Below are 26126 nucleotides of genomic sequence, written 5' to 3' on the forward strand. Positions count from 1 at the left end.
AGGAGATGGCTTTATGATTCTAGAACTGGAAACCGCCGTGGAAAACTATATCCGGCTGCTTCGTGCAAAGGGCTATTATGTCACCTTTTGCTTCCGCCGCGACACCGGCTTTTGCGCCCTGCCTGCAAAATATAACATTCACTACCACCCCTATTGCCTGGCTTTAAAAACCAGCCCTGAAGCCTGGGACCAATGTATTCACAGCCAGAAAAAGGTGTATGAGCGTTTGAAGAACGGCGCATTTTTCGGCATGTGCCACGCCGGGGTAGAAGAATTTGTGTTTCCCATACCGGGAGGCGCACAGCAGGACAAAATTATTGGTTTCGTCAGCGTCAGCGGATTTAAAACCCGTGAAACCGAGGCGAAAAAGCGGGTGCGCCGCGTTGCAGAAGAATATCTCATCTCCAAAGAAACCCTTTTCGGACTTTACCAAAAGCTTTCTCCCCAGCCGCCTGAATTTGCCTCGCTCCGGGCGGAAATTGAGCCGCTGTGCTTTCTGCTGTCATACCTTTCAGCGCTTACCGAAAGCGATGCCGCCGACAATTCCGAGCGCTCCCTCTACAGCCGGCTGCTGACCTATGTTAACCGCCATTTTGCAGACGGCATCACCCTGCGGGACATCAGCAAAAACTGTTTTTGCTCCCTTTCCGCCGTAAGCCACGTGTTTGTAAAACACCAGGGCGTGCCGGTGATGAAATATATTCAGGAAAAACGCCTCACCGAGGCAAAAACCCTGCTTTTAGACTCCGACTTTTCTGTGAAAACCATTTCAGAAATGACGGGTTTTTCCGACTCGAACTATTTCATATCCTGCTTTAAAAAGGCCTATGGCCTGCCCCCGGCGGCCTTTCGAAAAAAGTCGAAAAAAAGCGTTTAAAATTTGTTCATGAAAGTTATTAATTTTATTTACAAATTCTATGAAATTTTGTCACAAATTTGGGTTATAATAGTCTTAGAAACAAAAAAGGAGATGGTTTCAATGGGAACCATAAAATAAAGCGTTTCAATGAAAAATAAAAATAAAATGAATTGGAGGAGATTGTATGTTTGATTTAATTCCATTTGGACGCAAGGAAAAAGATTTGTACCGCTATTTTAACGATTTTGAAAAGAGCTTTTTCGGTGACTCAGGCAGCTATCTTTCTGCCTTCAAAACCGATATCATCGACAAAGACGGCGCATATGTCCTGCAGGCGGAGCTGCCGGGATTTGCCAAGGAGGATATCCATATCGACCTAAACGGCGACTATCTCACCATTTCGGCAGAGCACAAGGAAGAAACTGAGGACAAAAGCGGCCAGTATATCCGCAAGGAACGCAGGTTCGGCTCGTTTGCAAGGAGCTTCAATGTTTCCGACGTGGATACCGATAAAATCACCGCAAGCTATAAAGACGGCGTTTTAGAGCTCTCCATGCCGAAGCAAACGGAGGAAAAAGCGAAAGTAAGCCAGATTGAAATTCAATAATCCCCTCACTTTAGATACCCCATTTACCCCCCATTTTGAAAGCGGGCCGCCAAACAGTTTGGCAGCCCGCTTTTTCCTGTCTTTATTTTTGTTTAACGTGTGTATGCGCAGATGGGAGTGCAGTTTGTAAGGTCTTTCCACATCATAACCTTCACAGTGTCCCCCTCGCCAGGCGAAAATTCCGCCGGAACGGTTTCTTCAAATTTTCCTTCTTCAAACACCGCGTCGGTTACGGCAAACGACGTGAGCTGCCCCCCATTGTAGGAGGCGTAAAGAATTGTTGCAGACGCCCCGCTGCAGCCGGCAGTCACTTTTCCTGCCGCCGCGTCGTAGACGATATAATCCGTTGCCGCGCCGACGGTGAACGTTGCGCGGTTGCCGATTAGGCCTGCGGTGCTGATGGGGATAATTTCAAAAGTGATATCCTGTCCTGCCGCACAGCTTGGCACAGTAAATGCCTGGTCCGGCGCAAAGGTGCCATAGTTGCGGATTTCGCCGCCGGGAAGCACAGAATATGCCTTAATCACCGTTGCCGCCTTGTTTTCTTCTTCGCTGTATTTCGGAACATAGGTGTAGGAAAGGGAAATTTCACTTCCCGGCACCGCTGCGCCTGTGGCGGAAATGTCTGCCACATCTGCGTCCAGCCCGTTTTTCAAATCATCCATCAGGTTGCTGTTGCCCATTTCCTCAACCTTTAAGTCGTCCAGATAAAGCACCGTTCCTTCCGGATTGGTCGATTTATTCACACGGAAATACAGCATAGGGCGCCGCGGCACAAGGTTGGCTATGCTGGCATCTTCTTTTCCCTCAATCCGCGGGAAGTTCACTTTATACCAGCCGGAAAATTCTTTCCAATCGTTAGAAATTGTCCACTCCGTCTTAGCATTGTCAAAGGTTTCAGGGCCAACCATATATTCAAAGTTGGGCACCTTATAAACTTCTGTTGTTCCGGGGTCTTTATTTGTGTATCTGTCAAAGATAAGGGAAATCGGAACTTCTGCGTTTTCCTCCAGTCCCTCGGTTTTTGCCTTGAAGCTGATGCGGTAAAGTTTGCCCTGCTCGAAGGTAGCACTGGTTTTCATGTCGCCGTAATTGCCGGTGGAGGTCATTTTCATGCTCTGCCCCTCGCCGCTGGCCGTGTCAGTGCTGACTTCGGCCGTGGCATTGTTGGCAGTCCAGCCCGGGAACGTCTGCGTAACCTCACCGGTGTTTTTAAACACCTTTAATCCGTCACCGCTGATTTCCATGTCCCCGTTGCCGATAACACCTAAGTCAAACACCTGCAGCTTGTCAAATCCAAACGTTCCGGCGCCTGCCGGGTCGTCAGTTGCATACGTGCCTTCCTCTGCTTTTTCAGGACAGATACGGAAGCCCACATGGAAGTTGTTGTTGTCATATGCTTGATATTCATAATAGTAGTAATACTCTACCTTTGTCCACTGGCCCTTAGGAATAACCGCAGGGTACACACTGGGATAACCGCTTGTGAAAGAGTTTTTATCCTCCGGATCCCTTTTGCCGGCGTAAATAATTTGCCTAATTTTTGCGGTGTCGCCATATAAGCCCTCGTCGCCTTCAATTCCATCATAGCGGAACCAGCCCGAAACCTTGTAAAGGTGGCCCATTTTAAGATAAACGTTACTGAATGTTGTGTCTGCGAAATTCTTGCCGTGAGTGCCCTTATCATCCGTTACAACGGGGCTTAACACCTGCCTGTAACCCAGCGAACAGTCGTCGCTGCGGCCGTCTAATTCACCGGTAACAGAGGAAGTGTCATAATCGTCGTTCACCACATAGGTTCCCGCCGTGCCGGTGTTCACACCCATTCTGTCGCTGTCAGGATATTCAAAAATAAAATCGTCAATCTGATAGTCCAAAACTGTTGCATCGGGGTCTGCCAATGCCTGAATGCCTGCCTCGCCGGTAACTCTCAGGCTCACCGTTTTCAGCTGAATGCTGCCAATGGACGCGCCGCTGCCGATAGACATGGCGTCTTCCCATTCAATGTCCTTTTCCACCTTCACCCACTGGTCTTTCACCAAAACATTTGTGATGTCATACTGTTTCCAGCCGGTGCCGGAATACGCCTCGCCAACGGTAACATCGGTTCTGTTTCCTGCATTCGTTACAATTCCGGTGCCGTGGAAAATAAAGCTGAACACGTTACAGTTTTTGTTGTTAAACTGGTCTAAAATTTCAGAATTCAGCTTCACCCATGCAGACATATGAATTTTCTGCCCCTTAACAGGCGCCAAACCTTCGCACGCATATGTCACATCAAAAAAACCCTTGTTTTTTTGATGCACCTGTAAGCTGCCGCCGCTGCCGTTTGCGCCGCCTTTTGCAATACTTACAGTTGCCCGTGATGCATCCGGTTTGTTAAACCCGTTTAGACTTTCCTCTGTCTCAAAGGTTTCAAACAAATAGGGATAGCCCTCGTTGCTTCCCAGCGCTGAGACCTGCATTAAGCCTGCGCCAAGCAGCATTGCGAAAGACAGCATCGTTGCTAAAAATTTTTTCATATTCTTTCCTCCTCGCATATTTTGTTAATTTGCACAAATATTAAAAATTTTCCGAACCTTATCTGTACTAATTATATAATAAACAACAGGAAATTGCAACACAAATCTTGCACGGCGCCCCTGTTTTTTCTGCGAAAAGTTGTATTTTTAAATGATTTTTTCCGCCTCCGCAAACCCTTCATATTCGTTTAAAAAGTCCTCTGCGCTTTTGGCGCAATAAAGCCCGGCCTTTCCGCTGCCGTCAAACCCAATGGTAATGCCCAGATTGCCGAAATATTCGTCAATAATCTGCACCTTTAAAAACAGCTTTTTCGGCTCAATCCACGCCGCTGATGCGGCGCACCGGTAAAAATGCCCCTTGGTTTTCACCGTTCCCACTTCGTCTGCATACCCTTCCTGGGGAAACGCACCAAACGCATTTTCACACATCCGAAAAGCAATTGCTTTGTCCCCCTGGGCGTTGGTAAAGCCGAATTGCCCCCCGCCGTTACCGTCGAACTCCAGTTTAAATTTCGTAATCCCCATGGGATTATCCCGCACCGCAAACGTCACGCCGTTCACTTCCCGCTCAAAATCGCTGTGTTTGCTGCCCTTTGCCGCTGCAAGCGTTAAGCCGGCGCAATATGCATCCAGCTGCTCCTGCGAAGCAGCATTCTCTGCCAGAGGGCCGCCCTGCATGCTGTCTGCAATGTGGGTAAAAAACGCTTCAAATATCACGTTCTTTGCCAAATTCTTGCCCTGATTGTCGCCGTTGTAAACCAAAATCAAGTCTAAATCGGGAACGCACACCGCAAACTGACAGCCCATGCCGTTAAAAAAGAACGAGTTTCGCCAGGTGCGCCAAAACTGAAATCCATAGCCCTGGGTGTCAAAATCGTTCAAACCCCAGGGGTTGTTGTCAATCTGCTTTGCCGTGGCTTCGGTCACATAGCGTTCATTTAAAATCTGCTCGCCGTTCCACGTTCCGCCGTTTAACAGAAACCGCGCAATTTTCAGCAAGTCCCGGGGCGTGCAAATCACGCCCGAGTCCCCCCACGAATGGCCGCCGGGGCATTTCAGACAAAACGCCTCTTTTGAAACGCCGATTTTGTCGAACAGCTTCTCTCTCAAATATTCCATAAACGGCTTTCCCGTGAGCCGCTCCGCCAGCGCCGCCAGAATAAACGAGCCGCTGCTGTCGTAGTTATAAATTGTGCCCGACGGCCGCGACTGCACCCCGTCATTTTCAAAATAAAACCGCACGCGGTCGTCCGGCGCGGCGGCAAACCAGTTCTGCGCCGGCTTTGCCGTTGCCATCATCAGCATATGGCGAACGGTCTGATTTTTCAGGTTTTCGTCCGTTGCCCGTTTTGCCTCCTCGGGAAAATACTTTGAAATTTTGTCGTCAAGGCACAAAAGCCCGTCCTGCTCGCAAAACCCAACCGCAATGGAAACAATGCTCTTGCTGACGGAATACATCCGGTGGCCGAAGCTTTTGTCAAAGGGCGGCCAGTAGTGTTCAAAGAAAACATCCTCCCCCCGGGCTAAAATCACGTTGTGGGTCGAAAGATTTCTGTTTTCAAGGCTCTGAACAAACTTCAGCACCTGCTCTGAGGAGATTCCCGCCTTTTCCGGTGATACATGGTTCACGTTCTTGCCCTCCTAAATTCGTTTTATTTTTGATAAACCCGAACCCAGTCAATCACATACCGCTGAGGAAAAACCGTGGTTTCGTCCGGCGCGCCCGGCCAGTCGCCCCCAACGGCCAAACTCAGCAAAACCCGGTGGGGTTCGGTAAAATATTTCTTGTTTTCCTCTGTTAGCTGTGTTCGGTAATATTCCCGCCCGTCTAAAAACCAAATAATTTCCGTGTCCGTCCACTCTGCGGCATATACGTGAAATTCGTCGGATAACGTTCCGCTTAAAAGCGTGGTCTTTCCGCTTTCCGAGTAAGACGTTCCCTGATATTCCCCCCAGTGAATGGTGCCGTGGCAGGTGTTTTCCCGGCCTGCGCCGCCCACCATTTCAAACACGTCAATCTCGCCGCCCGAGGGCCAATAGTTTTGGTCCCCCATGGTCCAAAACGCCGGGAGCAAGCCCTGCCCCTCGGGCAGCTTTGCCCGAACCGCAAACACGCCCTGGTGAAACGACTTTTTGTGCCGTGTGGTGAGGCTGGCAGAGGTATATGCAAACCCCGGAAACTTGCTTTCCTTTCTTGCCTCTAACACCAAACACCCATCTTCCATCCAGGCGTTGTCTTTCGTATAATATTGCAGCTCGTTGTTCCGTTTATAGCCCTCTTCAAAGCTCCACACGGTTTCGTCCACCGTGCCTGTTTCAAACTCGTCGCTCCACACAAGCCGGTATTGGCCCGATTTTAACAACACCCGTTCCGCTATGCTGCTGCCGTAAAGAAATTGCCGCAGCAAGCTTTTTGCCGGGTCTTTATACATAGAAATCCCGCCTGACGCGCCCTGGTTTTCCGCACCTGCCATGCTTATGCCAAAACCGAACAAAACAACCGCCGACACCGCCGCCGCGCAGGCCCTATGCCCGAATTTCATCTGCTTTTCTCCTTCAACAAAAATTAATCCACCGTGCAGTCGTCACCCACAAAGTCGTCGTAAACAATGTTTGGAACGTCCACGTCGTAAAGCTCAATGTGGTTTTTCCCGGTAATGCGAAGCAGGTTGTCCACCATGTCTGCATAAACGCCGTTAATTTTAAAGTTAAATCCGTGAATGTCCCGCATGTTGCACACCGCCCGGTAGGGATAAAAATGCTCCCCGGGGAACAGGGGCGTTTCAATATAGTCCGGCTTCCGCACCTCTTCAATGGGATAGGGCGCCTGCCTGGGGTCGAACTTCACGTTGCAAAGATAAATGTTGTTATATTCCAGTGTTTTCCCGCAGCCCACCGCCGCGCCGCCGTCAGACCGCATTGTGATGTCTGAAATGGTAATGTCCTGCACGGAAGACACAAGCTCCACCGCACACGCGCCCCGGGAAACCACGTTTTTCACCGACATATTCCGTGTTTCGCCAAGACGCGCCGGGCAAAACCCATAAACCGTTTCCCCAATGGACACTGCCGCCCCGGCGCGGTATGAGGCGCCCTCCCGGGACAAATCGGTCACGCCGTCCACCAACGCGCCGGAAAGCAAATTCCCGTCTCCGTTTACAAAACGGACGTTGGAAAACACAGAACAGTCCGACCGCACGTTTTTAATATAAATATCCCGCACGGCACTTGTATTCACCAACGTGCCGCTGCAAGGCGGCGTGCTGCCACAATGCGGTGAACCGCCACAATGCGGCGAGCCGCCCCCGGAAAAGGTGGTAACCTCCACAGTGTCGCCGAGGGTGGTTCCAAAAATGTTTTCAACGGTCACACTGTCACAGCCGCAGGCCACTGTAATGCCCTTTGCGTTTCCCGGCAGCTCGCCGGGCAGCACCGGCTCCAAATCGTTGAAAAACCAAATGTCACGAATTACGGCAAGTGAAACGCCGCGGCACAAAATCCCCCGGGTGTGCCGATTTTGAAGGGAGAGGCCGCAAACCGTAACCTGCCTTGCGTTTTCAATGAAAATCAGCGGCCGGCCGGCCTTTTCTCCGCCGCTTATGCAGGCGTTTCCCGTTCCAACAAGACGAACCCGCTCAGCCGGCGTTTCCTCCCCGCCGCAAACGTCAAACCCGCCGTCGCCTGTTAACTCCACCTGGCAGTTATCCAGCTCCAGCACAAAATCAGAGGGAATTGTCACAGGCGCGTCCACAACCCAGCGGCAGGCGCCTGCACCCCTGTTGTAGCGGGGAATTACCGTTTTGTTCAGCCCCGTTTCCTTTGCCAGGTCGATGGCTGCCTGAATACGCGCCGCGTCTGCCGATTCGTTGTTTTCCGGCTGTGTGTAACCCAGTTCATATATGTCATGCATAAAAAATCTCCATTCTGCCGCCCTGCGCCGGCTCAAACAGCAACGAAATCTCTATATCTCACAGGGCAAAGAATGATAAGAGATTTTTTCGCCCGTGTGCGTTACGTCCGCAGGACGATAATTTCGCACGGGCAGTTAAATCCGCCGGAGGCATAAATGTGAACGGAATTTTCACGTTTACGCTCCTTTACTTGTTTCGAAACTCCTTGGGCGACCTGCCCGTAACCTTTTTAAAATAGTTTGAAAAATAGCTGATGTCGCAAAAGCCCACCTCCTGAGCGATTTGCGTAACCGAAAAATGAGTGGTTTCCAGCAGCGTCACAGCCTTCGCAATGCGAATGTTCAGCAAATAACTGCGCAGAGACATGCCGGTTTTCGCCCGAATTAAACTGTTGATATAATTGGGGTGATAGTGAAACAGCTCGGCAAGCTGGCTGTTTGTAATGGCGCCGCTAAAGTTTTCATGCAGATAAGAAATGATTTTATCCGCCGCAGAAGACCCCGAACCGCTTGCCCCCTCAGACAGAAAACGCGCACATTCCGCCAGAAACAAAGAAAGATATGCGCCGGCGGCTGCATTGGAATAAATCAGGTTTTGCCCGAACTCGCTGTGGGCCTTTAACAGCAAATCTTCAAACCGGCCCATGCCAGAAATTGCCGCCGCCCGGTTAAACGCAGAAGCGTCTTCAAAGGTGACGCGCTCTAAAACATTGCTTTCCACAAATTTTTCCGGTGAATCCGGGGGAATGGGAACGTCGTGCGCCGCCTGCCGAAAGGTGAAATCAAAGTTCACGGCAAGCACCTTTGCGTCCTCAGCCGTGCGCAGCACACGATATGTCACGCCGGAATGAATGACAATTCCGTCCGTTTCGCGGAGAACGTGCTCTTTTCCGCCGGCAAACACAGAAACAGACCCTTTTTTCACATAAAACAGCCGGCAGTCGTAGGGGCAAAGGAAAGGCCCCGTGTCGTTCGGCTGCAAAAATCTTGAAAACCGCACAAAGGGATGAATTTCACAAAACCGCACCGTTTGCCCTCCAATCTTTGATTTACACAAAAATAACTTGAAATCATTATAGATTATAGCACGCTTTTGTTATATAATCAAGAAAAATTAAAAAAGAAAGGTGTAAATGATACATGATAGAACGACTCACCCCAAGAACAGCCAAAATTGCCATTTTTGCCGTGGCCCACGCCACCTACTGGGACCAGTTCCCCGGCCTTTATGAAAAAATTATGGGCTACCACGCAGATTTGGTTGCCAAGGTGCGGGCAAACGGCGCAGAGGTTCTCGATTTCGGCATGGTGGACAGCTCGGAAAAAGCGTTTTCCGCGGCGGAAAAAATCGCCGGCTCCGGGGCCGACCTGCTGTTTTGCAACATGGCCACCTATGCTACCTCGTCTGTGTTCGCCCCCATTTTAAAAGAAACAAACCTGCCCATGGTTTTGGTGGCGCTGCAGCCGCGAAAGGCCATGGACTACACAAAAGCCAGCACGTTCATGCAGCTTGAAAACGACAACATCTGCTCCGTGCCGGAGTTCACAGGCGTTGCAAACCGTTTGGGCAAGCCGGTGACAGACGTAATTCTCGGCGCGCTTTACGACGACAAAGAGGCGGAAGCAGAACTTTCCGAGTGGTGCGAAATCGCCAAGGTGCTCCACAGCTTAAAGGGCGCGCGCATTGGCTTAATGGGCCACGTTTTAGAGGCCATGTACGACATGCACGCCGACCCCACGGCGGCCTTTTCCGCCTTCGGCGTGCATGTTCCGCTTTTAGAAATTGACGATTTGCTGACAGAATATCACAAAGTAACGGAAGCAGAAATCCAGGAAAAAATCAAGCTGATAAAGGCCGAATTCGACATGCCGGAACCAAAGTCCGACCCCGTTACCAAAAAGCTTACGGAGGAGGACTTAATTCAGTCCGCCAAATCTGCCTGCGCACTGGACCGGTTCATAAAAACCTACAACCTCACCGGCCTGGCCTATTACTACGAGGGGCAGGAGGGCTCCCTGGCCCGCAGCCTGGCCACCACGCTCATTGTGGGAAACTCCATTTTAAACGCCCAGGGCGTGCCCATGTGCGGCGAATTCGACTTAAAAACCTGCATTGCCATGCTGATTTTAGACCGCTTAAACATCGGCGGCAGCTTTGCAGAGTTTCACCCCTTCGATTTTAACGAGGACTTCATTCTGGTGGGCCACGACGGCCCCCACCACATTGCCATTGCGGAGGGAAAACCAATTCTGCGCAGCCTGATTAAATTTCACGGAAAACCCGGCCGCGGCGCGTCGGTGGAATTTAAAATTAAAGAAGGCCCCATCACCATGCTTGGCATTACCCAAACCGCCGGCGGCTCGTTTAAGTTTGTCATTGGCGAGGGCATTTCCAAAAAGGGCGCAATCCCGCCTACCGGCAACACCAATACCAGAGGCTTTTTTGCTCCCACCACAAAGGAGTTCATTAAAAAATGGGTCATGGAAGGCCCCACCCATCACTACGCGCTGGGCGTTGGCCATCACGGAAAAACGTTGGAAAAAATCGGTAAAATTTTAGGAATTGAAACTGTGTTTGTAAAATAAAAGGAGGACTTGTTCATGGTAATCCATACGGAACCGCCCGAAGCGGCGGACAGCTACCGCGCAGACTACGCCGCCGGAGTGGAACGGTTCATAAAAGAACAAAACACTTTGGCGAAACAGGCCCGCACCGCATTTATGCCCCCGGAGGACTTTCCCGCAAAAATAGAACATTACCGGGAAATGTTTTTGCAAATGCTGGGCACTTCCCGCCTGCCGGACAACGGCAGCCCCCAGTTAAAACAGGAGTTTTCCGACGCAGATGATGTGTGCAGCATTTACCGCGTAACCGTCACCGTTTTAGGCTGCATTCCCTTCTATGGCCTGCTGATGGTGCCCCACAGCGTTTCCGGCGCGGCAAAATCCCCGCTGATCATTGCCCAGCACGGCGGTGGCGGCACGCCGGAGCTTGCCGCGGACTTTCACGGCAAAAACAATTACGGGCACCTGATTCAAAGGCTCCTGGCCCGGGGAGCGGTGGTGTTTGCGCCCCAGCTCCTTTTGTGGAACCAGGGAGAAACATTCGACACCTGTCCCGGCCACAAGGTGCCCTATGACCGCACTGTGACGGATGTGAACTTAAAGCGTATGGGGCTCAGCATAACGGGGCTTGAAATTTACTGCATTTCGCAGTCTGTCACCGCCCTGTCGGCCTTAGATGCGGTTGACGAAACCGCCGTTGGCATGGCGGGCCTTTCCTACGGCGGATATTACACCCTTTACACCATGGCGGCGGACACAAGAATAAAGTCCGGCCTGGCCTGCGGCTGCTTTAACGACCGGGATTGCTACCCCTGGCAGGACATGACCTATTTTCAGTCCGGCACAACGTTTCAAGACGCAGAGGTGGCGGCCCTGTGCGCGCCCAGACGATTGTATGTGTCCATCGGCGAAAAAGACCCGGTGTTCACTTTTCAAACCGCCCTGCCCGAAGCAAGGCGGGTAAAACCTTACTATCAAGCCTTCGGCGCGGAACAAAATTTTGTGTTTGAAACCTGGAACGGGGAACACACCGTAAATCCTGCGCCCGACGGGTTTGACTTTTTGTTTTCTGCATTCAAATAAAAAGAAAAGGAGAAATAAAAATGAACACACCCATTTACGCCTATTACTTTCCTAATTGGCACGTTACACCCCAAAACGAAATCTGGCACGGCAAAGGCTGGACAGAGTGGCAGTGTGTAAAATATGCCACGCCGCGCTTTCCCGGTCACGTACAGCCAAAGGTGCCCCTGTGGGGCTATGAAGACGAGTCCGACCCAAACGTTGCGGCAAAGAAAATTGCCTGCGCGTTAAAATTCGGCATCAGCGGCTTCATTTTCGACTGGTATTGGTATCCCGAAATCGGGCCATACCGCATTGACTGCCTGGAAAAGGGCTTTTTCGGCGCGGAAAACTTTAACGACTTCCAGTTTGCCGTGATGTGGTGTAACCACACTCCCATTGCCGCCCATCCCTCTCCTTACTTTTTCCGCAATCAGCCCCTAACCGCCGGCAGCGTAACAAAAGAGAGCTTTTTCGACTTAACCGAGCACTGCATTCACCGCTATTTTAAAATGGATCAATATATCCGGGTAGACGGCAAGCCCTACTTTTGCATTTATTCCCTCAGCGAGCTGGTCAACTCCCTGGGTACAGATACGGCAAAAAACATAATTTCCGATTTTAGAAACCGCGCACGGGCGGCCGGCGTGGGCGAGCTGACGATTGCCGTGTGCGCGCCTGTAAGCAACGAACCGGGACAGGAGAAATTCGGCCGGCTCTGCAAAGAAATCGGCGTCGACATGCTCACAACCCACGCCTGGTATAAATCCCATGAAAATGCGCTGACCTATGAGTATAACGATTACATTGAACCCACCATAGACCGCATGAAGTATGTGCAGAACACCTGGGGGCTTCCGCTGTGCCCATCAGTAATGGTTGGTGAAGACAACAGCCCCAGAACCGTGCAGTCAGAAATTTTTGACCCTGCCCGGGGATACCCCTACTCCCCCATTGCCGTGAATAACAAGCCGGAATCTGTCGGAGGCGCCGTGTCGAAAATGCTTGAATGCATGCATAACGGCACATTTCACAACGCGTTTTTAGTAATCGAAAGCTGGAACGAGTGGACGGAAGGAAGCTATTTAGAGCCCTGCGAAGAATATGGATATCAAATGTTAGAAGCCATCCGCAGCGCGGCTTCTCAAACCTAAATAAAAAACGCCCGCCAGGGCGTTTTTTTGTTGACACAGCCTGCATTCCGTGCTAAACTTTAGGCGAGGTGAAAAGCATGAACATTGAAAAATTGGATAAAAACATGAAAGTAAATACAAAGATACAGGAAAAAAATCTGTGCGTTTACAATATTGACGACGAACCCTTTGAGCTTTTAGGCGTTCAGCGGGACGGCGACATCTATGTGCGCATGGATTTAAACGTGGCAAAATCGGTAAGCCAAAGCGTTTACGACCTGGCAAAGCACACCTCCGGCGGCAGGGTGCGTTTTAAAACGGACTCGAAATTTATCGCCCTGTTCTGCAAGGTTCCGGCTGTGGGCACCATGCGTCACATGCCGAAAACAGGCCAGTGCGGCTTCGACGTGTTTGCCGACGGCGTTTTCACCGCCTTTGTTGCGCCGGATGACGAAACACCGGAAGAGTTTGAAGGAATTCACTATTTTCCCGACAAAAAAATGCGGGAAATCGTCATTGGCTTCCCCCTTTATAACACAACAAACCACTTATATTTAGGCCTTGAAAACGGGGCGGCTGTTGAAAAATGCCCGCCTTATGAAAAAAAAGTGGTGTTTTACGGTTCCTCCATCACCCAGGGGGCCTGTGCCTCCCGTCCCGGCAGCAGCTACGCTTCCATAACGGCCCGCAGCCTGGGGTGGGACTTTTTAAACCTGGGATTTTCCGGCAACGCCAAGGGCGAAACGGCCATGGCAAACTACATAAAAAACCTAAAAATGGACGTGTTTGTGTATGACTATGACCACAACGCGCCAGACAGCGCGCATTTAGAAAAAACTCACAAGCCGTTTTTCGATATTATCCGGGCGCAAAACCCCTCGCTCCCCGTAATTTTCATGTCGCGGCCAGACTTTCACAACGGCTCTTTGGAGGACAACATAAAACGCAAAGCCGTAATATTTAACACCTTTGCCAAAGCTATGGCAGACGGCGACAAAAACGTATATTTTATAGACGGCAACTCCCTCTGGGGTGAATATGGCTACGACTGCTGCACCGTAGACGGCTGTCACCCCACAGATTTGGGCATGTGGCGCATGGCGGAAATGGTGACAAACACCATCCGCAGAATAAAGTTTTAGGAGGGTTCTCTCATGGCGAAACGTTTGCACCATCACTTTGAGCCGGAAAAAGGCTGGATAAATGACCCCAACGGGCTGGTGTTCTTCCGTGGAGAATACCATGCGTTTTTCCAGCATAATCCCTACGAGCCGAAATGGGGACCCATGCATTGGGGCCACGCGGTCAGCCGCGACCTCATTCACTGGAACGAGCTGCCCATTGCCCTCTCGCCCGACCAGCCTTACGAAAACAGCGGCGGGTGCTTTTCCGGCGGCGCTTTGGTGAAAGACAATGTGCTCTATGTGTTTTACACCGCGGTGTCAGAGGAACTGGGGCAAACGCAGTGTTTGGCAATGAGCCGCGACGGGGTGCACTTTGAAAAATATCCCGGCAATCCAATCATAAAATCTTACCCCTCAGACGGCAGCGAAGATTTCCGCGACCCTCACGTTTTTGAATACGGCGGCGCCTATTTCATGGTAATCGGCTCCGGCAAAAACGGCGTGGGCAAAATTTTGCTCTACCGCTCGGAAGACTTAATAAACTGGGACTACCGCGGCGTGCTGTTTGAAGGAGCAAAATATGGCGGTGTGCTGGAGTGCCCGGACTTTTTTGCGCTGGACGGGAAATTTGTTCTGATGTTCTCGCAAATGGGCCGCAAAACCCATTCTACAGCCTTCATCACAGGGCAGTTCGATGGGGAGCGGTTTTTGCCCGAAGCGGAATTTTATCCCGAAGCCGGCCCTCATTTTTATGCGCCGCAAACCTTCCACGACGAAACCGGCCGCAGAATATTAATCGCCTGGCTCTATTCCTGGGATAAAACGCCGGATGAAACCGTGCCCTACGCCGGGGCGCTGACCATTCCGCGGGAAGTGTTTTTCTGCCCGGGAAACGGCGCGCTCTGCACCTATCCCGTAAAAGAAGCCTGGCCGCTTTTTGCAAAAAGCGACGAGCATGTTGAAATTTCAGAAAACTGCGTAAAAATAAAAACAAAGAAAAACGAGCCGCCCTTACGGTTCAGCGGCCATGTAAAACAGGTGGATATTTTGACCGACACCAAAACCATTGAAGTTTTCATAAACGGCGGCGAATCCTCATTTTCCTACTGGTTTTAGACGAATAAAAAGCGGGCCTGTGAAAGGCCCGCTTTATTGATATCAATCTTATTCAATTACCTTGTCGCGCACATCATCTGCCGGCGCGGTTTCGCTTTCCGGCGGCTCTAATTCCTCTTCCCCGCCGATTTCGTCCACCTGCCGGGCGTAGAGACGCTGCCCCTTAATTCCTGTGTTGTCCAGCGCCGCACAAACAGCCGCAAACTGTTCTTCCGTCAGCCTGCCGGCATCTGTCATGTTCCTTGCGGCAAGCTCAGAAACTGTACGCCACTGGGAAAAGCTTGCCCCTTTCGTCATCAGACACAGCGACCGGAAACAAAGCTCACCCAGCGCACCGGTGTCCACCCCGTTGGCGTTCATCTGATACACGGCATGGGAAACAACGGTGGAATAGCGGTAACATTCGGCAATGTCTTTCATCTCCGCGGCACCAGAAAGCTTCGTTACAAACCCGCTTTCCGGCGCGGCCAAATTCCTGCTTCCATGAATCCAGTCTGCCGTGCCGCCGGCAAAATGCGCTTCACAAAGCTCGCCGAACACGTCGGCCAGCCCCTCCGCCACAGCCGCGTTTTCACTGAAATTGCGGGTGCCGTCAAACTGGGCAATATGATACATCACACCGTGAGCAAATTCGTGCGCCGCCACATTTACGTCCAGCTCGCCGGAGGTCAGATCCTCCCGGATAAACATCAGCACATCGCCGGAATACAGCGCCTTTTCCGGCGGAAGCTTGTCTTTTAAATATTCATTGGAATTTAAATATACCTTAAAATTCCCGTTTTTCCCGTTTAAACCCGCATAGCCAAAGCTGTCTTTAAAATAGGCATATGCCCTGTCCACAGAAGCTTTCGTTCCGGCAACATAGGCCGACATGTTCCCTGCGTCAATGTCTTCCCTGCGAATTTCCTCCAGGGCGCTGGTTTTTGTTTTATCGTTCCAGTTAAATTTGTCGTTCACCGTAAACATGGTCATGGCAGATTCCGCAGCCGACGATGGCACGCTGTTGACGTCTGCGGGAACCTCCGCGCTGTCCGTTTCCGGCAGCGCCGCTTCCTCTCCGCCGTTTTCATAGCTCGACGTAGCGCAAACATAAATTCCCGAGCCTACGTCGGCGTCCACAAACGCGTCATACGCCACATATTCGCCCTTTTCGTTGTAGCCCGACACGTTGGAAACATAGGCCAAATAGGTTTTCCCCTCAAAATTGCAAACAACCTTTTCCGCAACAGTGACGTTTGCACCCTCGGTTATGCGATAGTCGCCGGACAGCTTGTTCACATATTCACTCACAGCGTTCGAGGCGCCGCCGGCATCTAACGCCGCGTTTAAATCCAGACCGTCCGTTTCAACAACCCTGCCGTTTAGTGCGATTGGTGTTCCGTTTTGCGCTGCCGCCAAAACTACCTCGCCGCCATAAACCTTAAGCCCGCCGCAGGTCTGGCTGAAGCGGTAATAGGTGTCGTTGCCAACGGCTGTTTTGCTTTTCATCACAAAGCTTGTGTTTGCATCCGTTATGCCAAGCTGATCTTTCACGCTGTGAATGGCGTCTTCCGCCGTGGCCCCGTCTAAAATTTTTACTTGGGTAAAGCCGCTGCCCAAAAGCGTTTCTTTCACCTCGCCCGCCACGCCGGAGGTAGCCGGCGCGGAAGACACCTCGCCGCTCACAGGCTGAACCGGCTTTTTTTGGTCTTTCAAATAGTTCATGCCAAACCAAACGCCGGCGGCACAGGCCACAATAAGAATAACAGAAACCAGCACGCGCCGTTTTCTGTGTTTCGACTTTTCCCTCATTTCTGCAATGCGGTCTAACTCGTCGTGCAGTTCCGGCAAAGCGTCAATCATATCCGCGGTGCCCTTTTCCTCCGGCTCAGCAGCGCCGCCGATAGCCTCCTGCTCCTTTCCGCAGAATTCACAAAAATTTGCGCCATCCTTTAACTTTTCGCCGCAAAAATTACATTTCATATGATGTTGCCCCTTTTCTTTTTCATCAGTGTTCCAACTTATATTTTACCAAATCGGACACGTTCTGTCAAATAAAAAGTCCCCACCGGCCCGCAGCGGAAAACGCAACATTTTTAATGTTAGAAACCATGCTGCCCTCGCTGCTCATTTTGGGGCGGGTGGTAATCCTCTTTTCATACGTTTCATCCAAAAACGCAGTTTTAAAAATTTCTAAAATCCGTTCCCGCTCCTTTTCGTGGGCATTTCCAATGCGAATCAGCGCCATGGCCGCCTCTGATACAAACTGAAAATATTCATATCGGAACCCGCTGATTCGATACCGCGCGCCGTTGGAAAACCGGCCGGAATATGCGTCCCGCAAAGGCTCGTTTTCGTCTGTTATGATCTCTGCCAGCGTGCCGATTGCCGCAGTGTCTGCGAACCGCCCCAAATAATAAATTGCCATGGCGCCCCGCTGCTCGTTGTTTTTCCGGCAGTCCCGCAGCATAACCGGGTCCCGCGCCGCGGCCATTTCCCGAAGCAGTTCAATCGCGCCCTTGTCCCCTGTGGCAGACAGCGCAAAGGCCGCGTGTTTTTTCGTGTTTTCGTCTTTTGAAGCAATTAACTGATATAAAACCGGCCTTGCCTTTTCCCCCATGCGCCTGGCAGACCAAATGGCCTCGCCGGGCGTTAAACTAGAAAGCGGCGCGGCCAGCTGTTCAGGCTCGGTAATCCACGAAACGCCGCGGGGAACAAGCTCGTTCCCGTCGCAGTCAAACCGCCCGTCCACCCGCACGCCGCGGCAATATGCCTCGTTTAAGCACCCGCTTTTTGTAAGCATTTGCTTCAGCTCGCCATAAGGAATTTCCGTAAGGGGGCACCCGTGCTGAATGGAAAGCGCGGCAACACACGCCGCGGCCTCTCCTGCTTTTTTCATGTCTAAAATCATGCGGGACAGGCTGGAGATGTTCCTGTCAACGCCAAATGCCCTGCAGGCGCACAAAAGCCCGTCATAACCTTTCGGAATCAGCGCCCGAAACGGCATGGGCACCGTCAGGTTATAGGCCCCCAGGTTTGCGCCTACCGTCCAATCACCCAGGGTTTCTCCGTCAAAGGCGGTGTCCCAGCCGTGCTTGTCTAAGTCCGAATAGGAGTAGAACATGGGCATGTCGGTCACGGTTTCTGCAAAAACGTCTTCCAGCCGAACGGTTTCCTCCGCTATAATGCGCCGCCCCTCCCGCACGCCAATTAAAGGCATATGTGCCACAAAGGTGCCGGCCCGGTCCTCCGGCATTTCATAGGAACGGGAAAAAATCAGCGCCTCGCTTAGGCTTTTGTCGTCCCGCTGGTCCACACGGCCAAAATCGAAGTTGGTTGTGCGCACAGCGTTGTTTTCGTCTACCATCACGCTCACCATGCTATAGGGCTGTGTCAGTCCGTCGGCCTCTCTGCCAAACTCCATTTCGCACCCTGCCATAAAGCAGGCCGTTCCGTCCCCTGTGGCGTCAATCAGCACAGAGCAGGCAAAGTCCTCCATAATTCCGCCGGTTAAAACCCGAGCGCCGCACACCTTGGTGCCGCTTAAATAAATGCCGCAAAGCACGGTTTCATACATAAGCTTCGCGCCGCTTTCCTGCAAAATTTCCTCTGTCACAATTTTTCTGCTCTCCAGCACCGTTTCCGTGTGACTGCTTTGATATTCCTCCACCCGCCGGTCGAATTCTGTGTAAAGCCCGCCCGGCGTTCCGAAATAATAGCCCCTAATTCCGCCAATGGTGGTTGTGCCTCCCGGGCAGGCGCACTGTTCTATTCCCAAAACCGAAAGCCCTTTTTGCCCTGCGGCGGCCGCGGCCACGCTGCCGGCAGTTCCCAGTCCGCAGACAATTACATCAAACCGGCGGGAAAAGCAAACGCCATCTGCCGGCACGCATTTCACCGCTCCTTCTTCCATAAAAAAGCGTTCCATGTTAAAACATTCCCCTTTCCGCAAACCGAACTCCTGCGTCAAAAGCCAGCAGAGGATTTTGAAAACCGCAGGAGGGCATTTGCACAATTCCTCCCGTTTCAAAAACCCCTGTTTTCTTCGGCGTTAGTGCAAAACAGTCTGCCGACAGCCCCAGGCGAAAGCCTGAAAGCTCGTTTTTTAAAACATCGCTTAGTCGCTGCCTCGCTTCTGGATAGGTGCAGTCCTTTTCCACGGGCAGCTTTACGATATAGCTGTTTTCAAACGCGCCGAACAGCGGCTCTAACTGCACTGAATCCGGCGCAGCGGCCCCTTTTGTCGCCGGGCGCACCCATGCGTGGAACGATTTTTTAAAAATGTTGCCCTCATCGCAAAGCGTGTTAACAAGTTCGGTTGCCCGAAAAGTGCGAAACCCCTTCACGCCGTGGGTTGTAACGCAAAACCCGTCCGCCTCCGGGCGAATATCCACAATGCTGGTGTTGAGCAAAACGTTTTTGTTTAACAGCTTTGCGTTCAGCAGGCTGGCGCAGTCGAACAGGCAGCCTTTGCCCCGGTGCATTGCTCCCTTTTCCTGAAACTGCTGATAAAACTCCGCAGCTTCGGTTGTGAAAAGCGGCTCGCCGTAGCCGGTGCCAAATGCAAGCGCGCCTAAAAATTCGTGCCCTGCCGAGGGTTTTGGCTCAATCACCAGGCAGTCTCCGCCGGACTTCGTCAGCAGCCCTGCGGCGGCAAACGTAGCGCCGAGAATGAGTTTGTGATATGTCATAAGCCTGCGGCCTCCTTTTTTCTTTCTATTATAACACGTTTTAAAAATAAAGCAAGACGATTTGCCTGAACCTTATTGACAAATCCGGCATTTCTGATAAAATACAAAAGAAGGGGGCATCACCATGGGCAAACAACATAAATTTTGCGGGAAGTGGATAACGTGCGAAGACATGGCGGCCCTTCCCGCAATCAACGTTTTTCACCGCCAGCTTGACGGCAAAACCGTTCCGGACAGCAAGTTTCAAAACAAACACATGCTGTTTCGGAAAAAATTCATTGCCGAAACCACAAAAGGAACAACATTGTTTCTTTCTGCCGACGATTATTATAAGCTTTATATCAACGGCCGGTTTGTCACGCAGGGGCCCTGCCCGGGCTACCCGTTTCACTATTACTATAACGAACTTGATATCAGCGCCTATTTAAAAAAAGGGGAAAACACCATAGCGGTGCACGTATTTTACCAGGGGCTGATTAACCGCGTTTGGGTCAGCGGCGACAACCGTTCCGGCCTGATTTTAGACATTGTTTCGGGCGGGAAAACCGTTTTGTCCAGCGACGAAAGCTTTCTTGTCACAGACCAAACCGCCTTTTCCGCCATTGGCGACGTTTGCGGACTCAACACCCAATATTGCGAGCGTTTTAACGCCGGCCATCCAAATGTGCTGTTTGATCAGCCGGACTTTGACGACAGCAATTGGCGCCCTGCCGCCCTGCGCGCGTTTCCCGACTATACGCTCTATCCGCAGCCCACAAAACAGCTTGTGTTTGAACCAATCCGCCCCGCCGCCTTAAAGAAAAATGAACAGGGTTACCTTGTTGATTTTGGCGCCATGTATGTAGGGTATCTTTCTTTTTCCGCTTCCGGTTCCCGCGGCAGTGTGATTGCCGTGAAAAGCGGGCAGGAACTGTGTGACGGCGGCACGGATGTTATGTTTCATCTTCGTGCCAACTGCGTCTATAAAGATGAAATGGTGCTTTCGGGAAACAGAGACTTCTATTGCCAGTTCGACTATAAATCCTTTCGTTATGTGCAGCTTGATTTGCCGCCGGACTGCGTGCTGGACGAAAACAGCATTTGTCTTACCGCCCGGCATTATCCGTTTTGCGAGCAGGCAGCATGTAACACAGACGACCCGGAGCTTCATGCGGTATGGTCGCTCTGCGCCCGTTCTTTAAAATATGGCGTGCAGGAGGTCATTCAAGATTGTATGGAGCGGGAAAAGGGCCAGTATGTGGGCGACGGCTGTTTTACCAGCCTGTCTTACGCGCTGCTCACAAAAGACTTTTCCATCATGGAAAAACTGATAGACGACGCATTGCGGTCACAGTTTGTAAACAAGGGCCTTTTAACGTGCACCACCTGTTCTTTTATGCAGGAAATAGCTGAATATCCGCTGATGCTGGTTATGCTGCTTTTCGCCCATTATCATATAAAAAAGGATAAGGAATTCATTGCACAGCGGTATGACGCACTGCTGGACATTTTAACATTTTATCAAAAATCCTACGGAAAAGCAGATGGCCTGCTCTATGATTTAGACAAATGGTGCGTGGTGGAGTGGCCGCAAAAATGGCGGGACGGCTATGACGTTGACTTGACAGAAGGACAGATTTGCCGCGGCACCCACAACGTGATAAACGCCTATTTCATTGGCGCGGCAAAGGCGCTGAACCGCTTAGCCTCCATTGTTGGAAAAAGGCCGGCTTTTGACACGGTATTTTTAACAGACGCATATCGAAACGCTTTTTACGACCCGGCGCAGGGCTTTTTCTGCGACAGCGCCGAATCCCGCCACATCTCGTTTCCCTCAAACGCCACAGCCTTGGCGTTTGGCCTTTGCCCGGACCGTGCATGCGAGGAGCGCATCATTCAAATGATGGACAAACGGCGCCTATCCGGCTGTATGCTGTTTATGACGTTTGCGGCCTTTTGCGGTCTGGTGCGGTGCGGCAGACGCGATTTGGTTTACGAGATGATGAAAGACAAAGGCGGTTGGCTCAGAATGATAAACGAAGGCGCAACCGCCACCTTTGAGGGCTGGGGGAAAAGCGAAAAACACAATATTTCTCTGTTTCACCTGTGCCTGACCTATCCGATTGTCTTTTTAACAGACTGGAATATGGAACAAATTTTTAAATAAAAAGGAGTATGCAGCATGTTTTCAGAAAAGTATGTTGGCACAAATCAGCTAACGCAATCCATCAAAGGCGGCTTTTCCATAGTGCGGCCCCTGTCCGACAGGGACTATTGGGAGGGCATAAAGAAAACGGCATATCAGCAGGTGACAAGCTACATAAACGGCATTGGCGCGTTTGATTTTTCCCTGCCCGCCTCCATGTATCTGGATTTCGTAAGGAACGGAAACCGCACCCGGTATGAAGGCGTGTGCTTTGAAAGACGAAAGGCCCTTTCGGCATATGCCCTTTTAGAGGCCATGGAAAACAAAGGGAACTACACCGACAAGGTTTTGGATTTTACCTGGCTGATTTTAGAGGAAACCACCTGGTGTGTTCCGGCTCACGGTTATTTAAGGCCGGAGGCGGACGGGCTTCCCAATGACGAGCACCCCTGCCTTGACTTGTTCCAGGCGGAAACAGGATGTTTGCTGTCATTTGTGTTGCGCCTGTTTCAAGAAAAATTTGAACAAATCAGCAAAAACATTGTCCCTCGTATCAAACGGGAAATCGATTTTCGTGTTATTGATAATTTTTTAATCCATGACGACTACTGGTGGCAGGGCTTTTTAATACGTAAAAATGAAGACGGCAAGCGCTATGTGGTGAACAACTGGAACCCGTGGATTTTGTCCAACGTGCTGCTGTGTGCCGCCGCTGTCACACCGCCGGGCGAACGGCTGCAAAGCTTGGTGGAAAAGGTTATGCGGTCCTTAGACAACTATGCAGACGCCTACCCGCAGGACGGCGCCTGCGACGAAGGCCCCAGCTATTGGAACAGGGCCGGCCTCTCCCTTTTAGACTGCGCCTATTTTCTGAACCAAATCACCGGCGGCTATGTAAACGAATTTGAAAATGAAAAAATAAAAAACACCGCCGAATATATCACAAAGGTGCACATTGGAAACGGCTTTTTTGTAAACTTTGCAGACTGCTCGCCCCGCCTCGCCGCAAATTACGGCACGATTTATAAATATGGCAGGCTTCTTGGCAGTGAAACAATGGTTTCATTTGCCAAAGAATGTTTTCGTCTTGACAAAAGCAATGCGTTTACCCTGTGGCAAATGCCCCGGGCACTTGAGCTTTATGAGGCAATGCCCACCCTCTCACACCTTTCTGCGCCTGCCCGGGCCTTCCAAGATGTATATTTTTCCAGCACCCAGGTTATGGCCGCCCGGGAGCGGGACGGGGCCGACGGCCTGTTTTTGGCGGCAAAAGGCGGCCACAACGCCGAAAGCCACAATCACAATGATGTGGGCAGCTTTATTGTTTACAAAGATGCGGAGCCGTTTTTTATTGACCCCGCCCACGAGGCCTACTGCGCCAAAACCTTTTCTGACCAGCGGTATGAAATTTGGAATAACCAGTCCTGCTTTCACAACATCCCCACCATCGGCGGGAAAGACCAGCCGGCAGGAGCTGGCTTTAGCGCGTCCTGCGTTTCGTACGAAGCAAAAGAGGACGAAACCCGCTTTTCGCTGGACATAAAAAACGCCTATGAAAACAAAGACGAAATTCAAAAATGGAAACGAACGTTTACGCTGTCACGAAAAAACAAGGAAATCACCATAACAGAAGATTTTGCCTTAAACGCCCCTGAAAAAATCGTGCTGAACCTGATGACGGTCTGTGATGTAGCCGTAACGCCGCACGAACTGATTTTCACTGCAGACAGCGGCAAAACCCTGTCGCTGGCAGCCGACTTTTCAAAGTTTCACGTCATCTGTGAGCCGGTTGAAACAACCGACAGCAAACTGCTCAGCGATTGGGGAAAAGCGCCCACAAGAATTCGGCTGGAGTTAAAGACAGAAACAGATAAAGGCAAATTCACATTTACCATAAAATAAAACTGATCCCGCTTATATAAAGCGGGATCAGTTTTATTTTAAGCTTATTTACATTACTTAGCGTCATTTTTGTATGCTCGCCTTTTTATTTAAGAAAAATTATCTCTTATCGCGTAGGAACCACGGAATTTCAACCTCACTTGGTGTCTGCTGAGCGGGCTTCTGTTCTGCTGGGCGCTGTGCTGCGCCAAAGGATCTAGAGGAAAGCGAGCCGCCCTTTAAAGCCGGGTTGCCTGAAAACAGGTTAGAAGAATTTCTGTCTGCCGCGGCAGAAGAAACGCCTTCAAATCCGGTTGCAATAACCGTAATAGAAATTTCGTCTTTCATATCCGGGTCAACTGTTGCACCAAAGATGATGTTTGCGTTCGGGTCTGCAGCTTCCGTTACCATCATTGCCGCATTGTTAATCTCGAACAGGCCGAGGTCAGCACCGCCGGTTACGTTAATTAAAACGCCCCGGGCGCCGTCGATGGTGGTTTCTAAAAGCGGGCTGGAAATTGCCATTTTAACAGCGTCTTCCGCACGTTTTTCGCCGGACGCTTTGCCCACGCCCATGTGCGCAACGCCGGTGTCTTTCATAATGGTAACAACGTCAGCAAAGTCAAGGTTTACAACCGCGTTGCCGGTAATTAAGTCGGAAATACCTTTCACACCTTTTAAAAGAACTTCATCGGCCATTTTAAATGCGTCGATAAAGGTTGTGTGCTGGTTGGAAATTTGGAGCAATCGATCGTTCGGAATGGTTACAATTGCGTCAACAGCACCTTTTAAGGATGAAATTCCCTCCTCGGCACGCACCATTCTCTGTCTGCCTTCAAACAAAAACGGTTTTGTCACAATGCCCAGCGTTAAAATGCCCATGTCCTTTGCAATCTGTGCAACAACAGGTGCAGCACCTGTTCCCGTTCCGCCGCCCATGCCGGCTGTTACGAACACCATGTCGCTGCCGCTGATGGCCTGGGCAATTTCGTCGTAGCTTTCTTCTGCCGCTTTCGAGCCCATATCTGGGTTTGCACCTGCGCCAAGACCTTTTGTTAATTTTTCACCTATCTGTATTTTTTGATTTGCCTGTGATGACAAAAGCGCCTGTTTATCCGTATTAATTGATACAAATTCCACCCCACCGAGACCTGCATCAATCATGCGGTTCACGGCATTATTGCCGCCGCCGCCGACACCAATCACTTTAATCTGGGCAACATTCATTGACCCGTTATCAAAATCGAACACTCCTGTTTCCTCCTCTTTCGTATGTAATCACAACTCGTTTATAATATCAAATTTAATTACTATTTATTATAACATACTGCCGTATGGAATTACAAGTAAAAAATTGAATTTTCGCTAAATTTTTTTGTAAATTTTTTGTGTAAAACCACGACAGTCTGTCAATCTACGCCAGATTCTTTTTTCGCCTTGCTGCTTGCGCTGGCCTTTGCATCTTCTTTCGTCTGGTCTGAATTTGCCTTTGCGCTTGCACTGGCGGAGGGCGATGCAGAGGTTTTCTTCCTGACAGAATCCTCGTCGTCCCCTTCCGGCTCCGACGATTTGCTTGGCTTGCTGCTAGGTTTAGCAGAGCTTCCCGACGTTTTTTGCGAGCTCTCCGAGCTGCTGTCTTCATCGTTTTTACTGTTATCATCAGAATCCGACTTTTTAGCATCTGAGCTGTCGTCTGTCTGATTGCCTGACGTTTTGTCGTCCCCGCCGATTATGCCGGTGTTGCCGCTTTCCTCCCATTTTCTCATTTCTTCCAGTTCGGCATCGGTATATTCCCCAAAATACCCCTTATCGGTGGTTAAATCCAAATAGCTTTTTTCCGTTTGCTGAACCTGCGGCAGAATTTGCGCCATCATTTTAATTTTGCGCTGAAGGCTTTCCGTGCTGTCAATGCTGCCAAACGTCACCTTCATGCCCGATTTCATAATCATAATAAAATTCGACACGTCAGAAACGCGGAACTCGTCAATGTCACCCCAATAATCTGTTTCATAAAAACAGCCGATTCGTTCTAAATTCATGTTTAAAATCTCGTCGTCAGACGTTTCTATTTTTTTTGCGGGCTCCGATTTTGTAACCTCAATGCCATAAATAATCGGCGCGGTTAAGCTGGTCACATCGTCGGTTTTTTCCAAAACCCTGCCCGCAACCGTTGTCACCACAAACTCCTGGGGCGTGTCGATAATAATGTCCTGCTTCGCCTCGTCAATCTCAATCACAATTTTTGCGGGAAACTTTCGTTTTATTTTTGCACTCTCTATGTACGCAACTGAGGCTAAAGCCTTTTCTGCTTTTTTCCTGCTGATTCGAAATACATTTTCGCCCTTTTCAATGCCCGAGGCCGCAATTACATCTTCTGCAGCAAGCAAGGTGTTGCCCGTTACAGAAATTTGCGTAATGCCAAAAATCGGCGTGAAAAGACAGATACACAAAAGCACAACTGCGGCGAACACGCTTAAAACAAAAATCCGCCGCTGCTTAATTCGTCGTTTATACCGTTCACTGCTGGTTTCCCTTTTCCTTTGCATGTTTGC

The 26126-nt window shown here is 50.6% G+C and carries 19 protein-coding genes; 9 read left to right on the top strand and 10 right to left on the bottom strand.

The window, feature by feature from the left end; all coding sequences use genetic code 11:
* The first annotated feature begins 13 nt into the window (after positions 1-13).
* Entirely contained in the window at positions 14-877 is an 864-nt protein-coding gene (locus H8698_RS04500; protein WP_177678760.1) for a helix-turn-helix domain-containing protein, read from the top strand.
* 166 nt (positions 878-1043) lie between these two features.
* The gene (locus H8698_RS04505) at positions 1044-1466 is read left to right on the top strand and encodes an Hsp20/alpha crystallin family protein (RefSeq protein WP_177679941.1); all 423 of its coding nucleotides are present in this window, start codon (positions 1044-1046) and stop codon (positions 1464-1466) included.
* 92 nt (positions 1467-1558) lie between these two features.
* Here the strand turns inward: H8698_RS04505 and H8698_RS04510 are convergent, their stop codons facing one another.
* The 5 genes from H8698_RS04510 to H8698_RS13365 form a co-directional block, all read right to left on the bottom strand.
* Positions 1559-3988 (bottom strand): hypothetical protein, encoded by a 2430-nt coding sequence (locus H8698_RS04510; RefSeq protein WP_249311336.1) that lies wholly within the window; start codon positions 3986-3988, stop codon positions 1559-1561.
* A 147-nt stretch (positions 3989-4135) separates the two neighbouring features.
* Positions 4136-5617 carry a serine hydrolase gene (locus H8698_RS04515; RefSeq protein WP_249311337.1) on the bottom strand — a complete coding sequence of 494 codons (1482 nt, stop codon included), beginning with the start codon at positions 5615-5617 and terminating at the stop codon, positions 4136-4138.
* 23 nt (positions 5618-5640) lie between these two features.
* The gene (locus tag H8698_RS04520; RefSeq protein WP_249311338.1) at positions 5641-6531 is read right to left on the bottom strand and encodes a glycoside hydrolase family 16 protein; all 891 of its coding nucleotides are present in this window, start codon (positions 6529-6531) and stop codon (positions 5641-5643) included.
* A 23-nt stretch (positions 6532-6554) separates the two neighbouring features.
* Complete coding sequence (locus tag H8698_RS04525) at positions 6555-7898, bottom strand: hypothetical protein (RefSeq protein WP_249311339.1); 1344 nt, start codon at positions 7896-7898, stop codon at positions 6555-6557.
* Positions 7899-8085: 187 nt separating this feature from the next.
* Positions 8086-8925 (bottom strand): helix-turn-helix domain-containing protein, encoded by an 840-nt coding sequence (locus H8698_RS13365; protein WP_177679946.1) that lies wholly within the window; start codon positions 8923-8925, stop codon positions 8086-8088.
* A gap of 113 nt (positions 8926-9038) precedes the next feature.
* Here H8698_RS13365 and H8698_RS04535 point away from each other — a divergent pair, with 113 nt between their 5' ends.
* The 5 genes from H8698_RS04535 to H8698_RS04555 all read left to right on the top strand — a co-directional run bounded on the left by H8698_RS04535 (position 9039) and on the right by H8698_RS04555 (position 14898).
* Positions 9039-10484 carry an L-fucose/L-arabinose isomerase family protein gene (locus H8698_RS04535; RefSeq protein WP_249311340.1) on the top strand — a complete coding sequence of 482 codons (1446 nt, stop codon included), beginning with the start codon at positions 9039-9041 and terminating at the stop codon, positions 10482-10484.
* Positions 10485-10499: 15 nt separating this feature from the next.
* Positions 10500-11546 (top strand): alpha/beta hydrolase family protein, encoded by a 1047-nt coding sequence (locus H8698_RS04540; RefSeq protein WP_249311341.1) that lies wholly within the window; start codon positions 10500-10502, stop codon positions 11544-11546.
* Between the two features lie 20 nt (positions 11547-11566).
* Positions 11567-12679, top strand: a complete 1113-nt coding sequence (locus H8698_RS04545; protein ID WP_249311342.1) for a glycoside hydrolase family 99-like domain-containing protein — start codon at positions 11567-11569, stop codon at positions 12677-12679.
* A 77-nt stretch (positions 12680-12756) separates the two neighbouring features.
* The gene (locus H8698_RS04550; RefSeq protein WP_249311343.1) at positions 12757-13800 is read left to right on the top strand and encodes an SGNH/GDSL hydrolase family protein; all 1044 of its coding nucleotides are present in this window, start codon (positions 12757-12759) and stop codon (positions 13798-13800) included.
* 12 nt (positions 13801-13812) lie between these two features.
* Positions 13813-14898, top strand: coding sequence for a glycoside hydrolase family 32 protein (locus tag H8698_RS04555; RefSeq protein ID WP_249311344.1), 1086 nt, complete (start codon positions 13813-13815; stop codon positions 14896-14898).
* Positions 14899-14946: 48 nt separating this feature from the next.
* On the opposite strand, the gene H8698_RS04560 is transcribed toward H8698_RS04555, so the two are convergent.
* The 3 genes from H8698_RS04560 to H8698_RS04570 all read right to left on the bottom strand — a co-directional run bounded on the left by H8698_RS04560 (position 14947) and on the right by H8698_RS04570 (position 19568).
* The gene (locus H8698_RS04560; protein WP_249311345.1) at positions 14947-16860 is read right to left on the bottom strand and encodes a hypothetical protein; all 1914 of its coding nucleotides are present in this window, start codon (positions 16858-16860) and stop codon (positions 14947-14949) included.
* A gap of 67 nt (positions 16861-16927) precedes the next feature.
* Positions 16928-18805, bottom strand: coding sequence for an FAD-dependent oxidoreductase (locus tag H8698_RS04565; RefSeq protein ID WP_249311346.1), 1878 nt, complete (start codon positions 18803-18805; stop codon positions 16928-16930).
* A gap of 1 nt (position 18806) precedes the next feature.
* Complete coding sequence (locus tag H8698_RS04570) at positions 18807-19568, bottom strand: hypothetical protein (protein ID WP_249311347.1); 762 nt, start codon at positions 19566-19568, stop codon at positions 18807-18809.
* A 124-nt stretch (positions 19569-19692) separates the two neighbouring features.
* On the opposite strand from H8698_RS04570, the gene H8698_RS04575 reads away from it, so the two are divergent.
* Both H8698_RS04575 and H8698_RS04580 read left to right on the top strand, forming a co-directional pair.
* Entirely contained in the window at positions 19693-21714 is a 2022-nt protein-coding gene (locus H8698_RS04575; protein ID WP_249311348.1) for a family 78 glycoside hydrolase catalytic domain, read from the top strand.
* Between the two features lie 15 nt (positions 21715-21729).
* The gene (locus H8698_RS04580; protein WP_249311349.1) at positions 21730-23595 is read left to right on the top strand and encodes a heparinase II/III domain-containing protein; all 1866 of its coding nucleotides are present in this window, start codon (positions 21730-21732) and stop codon (positions 23593-23595) included.
* Between the two features lie 99 nt (positions 23596-23694).
* On the opposite strand, the gene ftsZ is transcribed toward H8698_RS04580, so the two are convergent.
* Positions 23695-24801 (bottom strand): cell division protein FtsZ, encoded by a 1107-nt coding sequence (gene ftsZ, locus H8698_RS04585; protein ID WP_177679637.1) that lies wholly within the window; start codon positions 24799-24801, stop codon positions 23695-23697.
* A gap of 182 nt (positions 24802-24983) precedes the next feature.
* Positions 24984-26120, bottom strand: a complete 1137-nt coding sequence (locus tag H8698_RS04590; protein WP_249311350.1) for a cell division protein FtsQ/DivIB — start codon at positions 26118-26120, stop codon at positions 24984-24986.
* Positions 26121-26126 lie beyond the last annotated feature (6 nt).

The sequence above is a fragment of the Congzhengia minquanensis genome (assembly GCF_014384785.1).
GTDB lineage: Bacteria > Bacillota > Clostridia > UBA1381 > UBA9506 > Congzhengia > Congzhengia minquanensis.

Bases quoted from the DNA above. Each gene is read 5' to 3' on its own strand.
- H8698_RS04500 (WP_177678760.1), top strand. From the start codon at position 14: ATGATTCTAGAACTGGAAACCGCCGTGGAAAACTATATCCGGCTGCTT.
- H8698_RS04505 (WP_177679941.1), top strand. From the start codon at position 1,044: ATGTTTGATTTAATTCCATTTGGACGCAAGGAAAAAGATTTGTACCGC.
- H8698_RS04510 (WP_249311336.1), bottom strand. From the start codon at position 3,988: ATGAAAAAATTTTTAGCAACGATGCTGTCTTTCGCAATGCTGCTTGGC.
- H8698_RS04520 (WP_249311338.1), bottom strand. From the start codon at position 6,531: ATGAAATTCGGGCATAGGGCCTGCGCGGCGGCGGTGTCGGCGGTTGTT.
- H8698_RS04525 (WP_249311339.1), bottom strand. From the start codon at position 7,898: ATGCATGACATATATGAACTGGGTTACACACAGCCGGAAAACAACGAA.
- H8698_RS04535 (WP_249311340.1), top strand. From the start codon at position 9,039: ATGATAGAACGACTCACCCCAAGAACAGCCAAAATTGCCATTTTTGCC.
- H8698_RS04540 (WP_249311341.1), top strand. From the start codon at position 10,500: ATGGTAATCCATACGGAACCGCCCGAAGCGGCGGACAGCTACCGCGCA.
- H8698_RS04545 (WP_249311342.1), top strand. From the start codon at position 11,567: ATGAACACACCCATTTACGCCTATTACTTTCCTAATTGGCACGTTACA.
- H8698_RS04550 (WP_249311343.1), top strand. From the start codon at position 12,757: ATGAACATTGAAAAATTGGATAAAAACATGAAAGTAAATACAAAGATA.
- H8698_RS04555 (WP_249311344.1), top strand. From the start codon at position 13,813: ATGGCGAAACGTTTGCACCATCACTTTGAGCCGGAAAAAGGCTGGATA.
- H8698_RS04560 (WP_249311345.1), bottom strand. From the start codon at position 16,860: ATGAAATGTAATTTTTGCGGCGAAAAGTTAAAGGATGGCGCAAATTTT.
- H8698_RS04565 (WP_249311346.1), bottom strand. From the start codon at position 18,805: ATGGAACGCTTTTTTATGGAAGAAGGAGCGGTGAAATGCGTGCCGGCA.
- H8698_RS04570 (WP_249311347.1), bottom strand. From the start codon at position 19,568: ATGACATATCACAAACTCATTCTCGGCGCTACGTTTGCCGCCGCAGGG.
- H8698_RS04575 (WP_249311348.1), top strand. From the start codon at position 19,693: ATGGGCAAACAACATAAATTTTGCGGGAAGTGGATAACGTGCGAAGAC.
- H8698_RS04580 (WP_249311349.1), top strand. From the start codon at position 21,730: ATGTTTTCAGAAAAGTATGTTGGCACAAATCAGCTAACGCAATCCATC.
- ftsZ (WP_177679637.1), bottom strand. From the start codon at position 24,801: ATGAATGTTGCCCAGATTAAAGTGATTGGTGTCGGCGGCGGCGGCAAT.
- H8698_RS04590 (WP_249311350.1), bottom strand. From the start codon at position 26,120: ATGCAAAGGAAAAGGGAAACCAGCAGTGAACGGTATAAACGACGAATT.